The sequence below is a fragment of the Pseudoflavonifractor phocaeensis genome (assembly GCF_016901955.1).
Classification (GTDB): Bacteria; Bacillota; Clostridia; order Oscillospirales; family Oscillospiraceae; genus Flavonifractor; species Flavonifractor phocaeensis_A.
In genome coordinates this window covers 1-2,988 of sequence record NZ_JACJLC010000157.1, presented here as the reverse complement: position 1 = coordinate 2,988, position 2,988 = coordinate 1, and the positions used below count along the sequence as shown (strand labels likewise).

Annotated in this window: 3 protein-coding genes and 1 pseudogene; 3 read left to right on the top strand and 1 reads right to left on the bottom strand. The window is 66.1% G+C overall.

Going from position 1 to position 2,988, the window contains the following annotated elements; all coding sequences use genetic code 11:
* A pseudogene (locus H6B51_RS16705) lies at positions 1-322 on the bottom strand (ATP-binding protein); the annotation flags it as partial.
* Positions 323-446: 124 nt separating this feature from the next.
* Between H6B51_RS16705 and H6B51_RS16700 the strand changes: the two are divergent.
* The 3 genes from H6B51_RS16700 to H6B51_RS16690 form a co-directional block, all read left to right on the top strand.
* A complete protein-coding gene (locus H6B51_RS16700) occupies positions 447-1,091 on the top strand; it encodes a class II aldolase/adducin family protein (protein ID WP_204884729.1) in 645 nt (214 codons plus the stop codon).
* A 75-nt stretch (positions 1,092-1,166) separates the two neighbouring features.
* Entirely contained in the window at positions 1,167-1,820 is a 654-nt protein-coding gene (locus H6B51_RS16695) for a helix-turn-helix transcriptional regulator (protein WP_204884728.1), read from the top strand.
* Between the two features lie 5 nt (positions 1,821-1,825).
* A partial coding sequence (locus H6B51_RS16690; protein ID WP_204884727.1) for a Sapep family Mn(2+)-dependent dipeptidase occupies positions 1,826-2,988 on the top strand: 1,163 nt, incomplete at its 3' end.

The following is a 2,988-nucleotide window of genomic DNA, read 5'->3' as shown; positions in this document are numbered from 1 at the left end:
CCAGCTCACACAGTCTTGTGAAAAGAGCCACATCGTGGCGGGCGGCCCCCTCCAGGGCGGGATCCGCGCCCCCTTGCTCGGCCAGCAGAGCGTAGGGGGACTCGGTGTACCGCAGTTGATCGTACAGCCAGGTCCCAAGGCCGGTGTAGCCTGCCGACCGCAGGGTGTAGAATAGCCGGGCGTAGTCCTCCATGGCCCCGGCCCCGTCGCCGGCGGCCAGCTTGTCCAGCAGGGAGCGGACCAGGGTGAGCTCCGGCTGCCGGGCGATCTCCCGATAAGCGGACACGCCGCCCAGGGCGTACCGCAGTGTTTCAAATTCCATGGGTGTGCCTCCTTTGTATAAATCCATTTTATGCGCGGGGCCGCCCCCTGTCAATGCAAGGCTTGACTTGGCGGCCGGATTTCCGTATCCTTGAGGAAAGAACGGAGGAAAGGAAGTCTTGTCTATGTTATTGCGGGAGCAGCGGGAGCAGGTGGTGGAGTACGGCAAGCGGCTGGTGACGGCCGGCCTGACCGACGGTACCTTTGGCAATCTCAGCGTCTTTGACCGGGACCGGGGGCTCATGGCCATCAGTCCCTCGGGGATGGACTATTTCGCCACCACCCCCGCCGACGTGGTGGTCACCGACCTGGAGGGCAAGGTGGTGGACGGAGTGTGGAAGCCCTCCAGCGAGCTGGACCTCCACCGGCTGTTCTACCAGCGCCGCCCCGACGTGAACGGGGTGGTCCACACCCACTCCACCTTTGCCACTGTGCTGGCCTGTCTGGGCTGGGCCATTGAGCCGGTGCACTACCTGGTGGCCTATGCCGGGCGGCAGGTGCCCTGCATTCCCTACTACCCCTTCGGCTCCCTGGAGCTGGCGGAGGCCGCCTGGGCGGCCATGGGGGAGGAGTACAACGGCTGCCTGCTGGGCAACCACGGCCTGCTGGCGGTGGGGGGCAGCCTGTCCTTCGCCTTTGACGCCGCCCAGCAGCTGGAGTTTCTGGCCAAGGTCTACTACTATACCAAAATGGCCGGGGGCGGCGTGAACCTGACCCCCGGCCAGCTGGAGGCCGTGCTGGGGAAATTCCAGACCTACCGGCAAGTCTGACTTCCCTTCCCTTGCATTTTGCCCCGGCATAGCGTACAATTTGGACTGGAATCCAAGAGAAAGAGGGAATGCGCCATGGATCGGGAGGAGGCCTTCGAGTTTCTGGACCGGACCGCCCGGGGAATCGCCGAGATGTTCGGCTCCAGCTGCGAGACCCTGGTCCACGACATGGGGGACCCCAGCCACCCCATTTTGTCCATTTATAACGGCCACGTGTCCGGCCGGACGGTGGGCTCCACCCTGGACATCCTGGGCACCGCCAAGGAGCTGGACCGGGACGCCCTGGTCACCGACTTTGTGAACCTGTACGCCACTACCCCCACCGGTCAGCAGATCAAGAGCAGCACCTTCCACCTCATCGGGGAGGGGTACAACCTGGCCCTGGGCATCAACTTTGACTATAGCTCCCTGGTGTATGCCAACCGCATCCTGGTGGACCTGATGAGCGCCGAGGCCGACCTTCAGAGCGCCATGTGGCACGGGGGGGACGACCAGCTCACCGAGATTTTTGACGAGTGCCTGGCGGCGGTGGGCAAGCCGGTGAACGCCCTGACCAAGCGGGACCGGATGAAGGTCATCGCCCTGATGGAGCAGAAAAACGCCTTTTCCTTCCGGAAATCCGTACCCTTTGTGGCCAAGCGGCTCCAGGTGTCCCGGTACACGGTGTACAAATACCTGGGGGAGCTGGCCGGGGAGACGGCTGGGGAGGAAGCCGACAAGGAGGAATAGATCCCATGTATCAAGACAAGCTCAACGCCTATTTTGACGATCCCGCCCGGCGGGAGCAGCTGGTGGAAGCCATCTCCCGGCTGGTGCGGGTGCGCAGCGTCCGGGAGGACCCCCGGCCCGGCATGCCCTTCGGCCCCGGCCCCGCCGCCGCCCTGGCGGAGGCCCTGACCCTGGCGGGGGAGCTGGGCTTCTCGGTGAAAAACTATGACAACTACGTGGGGGCGGTGGACCTGAACGACCGGGAGACCGCCCTGCACATCCTCTGCCACCTGGACGTGGTGGGGGAGGGCACCGGCTGGACGGTGACGGCGCCCTATGAGCCCGTCGAGGTGGACGGGATGCTGTACGGCCGGGGCACCGACGACGACAAGGGCCCCGCCGTGGCCGCTCTGCTGGCCATGCAGGCGGTGCGGGATCTGGGAGTGCCGTTGAAGAAGAACGTCCGCCTGCTGCTGGGCACCGACGAGGAGAGCGGCTCGGGGGATATCGCCTACTACTACAGCAGGGAGCCCTACGCCCCCTACACCTTTTCCCCCGACGGGGAATTCCCCGTCATCAACCTGGAGAAGGGGAGCTACAAGCCGGTGTTCACCAAGACCTGGCAGGCCGAGACCGCCACCCCCCGGGTAAAGGAGCTCCACGGGGGCTTCCGCATCAACGTGGTGCCGCCGGAGGCCTCCTGCGTCATCGCCGGCCTGTCCGCCGATGCCGCCCGCCCCTACTGCGACCAAGCCGCCGCCCAGACCGGCGCGGAGTACGTCCTCACCGAGGAGGGGGACGACCTGCGCATCCTGTGCAAGGGCAAGGGGGCCCACGCCTCCACCCCGTCGGAGGGCAACAACGCCATCACCGCCCTGCTCCACCTGCTGCGGGCCCTGCCCCTGGCCAAGGTGGGCTCCACCGCCGCCCTTCACAGCCTGAACGCCCTCTTCCCCCACGGGGACTGGGAGGGCAAGGCCCTGGGCGTGGCCCAGGCCGACGAGCTGTCCGGCCCCCTGACCCTGGCCTTCTCCCTGCTGGAGGTTACCCCTGCCGGCCTGTCCGGCCAGTTTGACAGCCGGGTGCCGGTATGCGCCAATGAGGAAAACTGCAAGGGGGCGGCAGAGGCATCCTTTGCCAAATTTGGCTTTGCCGCAGAGGGGGAGATGGGAGCCCCCCACCACACCCC

Coding starts and splice junctions, on each gene's coding strand:
- H6B51_RS16700 (WP_204884729.1), top strand. CDS start 447: ATGTTATTGCGGGAGCAGCGGGAGCAGGTGGTGGAGTACGGCAAGCGG.
- H6B51_RS16695 (WP_204884728.1), top strand. CDS start 1,167: ATGGATCGGGAGGAGGCCTTCGAGTTTCTGGACCGGACCGCCCGGGGA.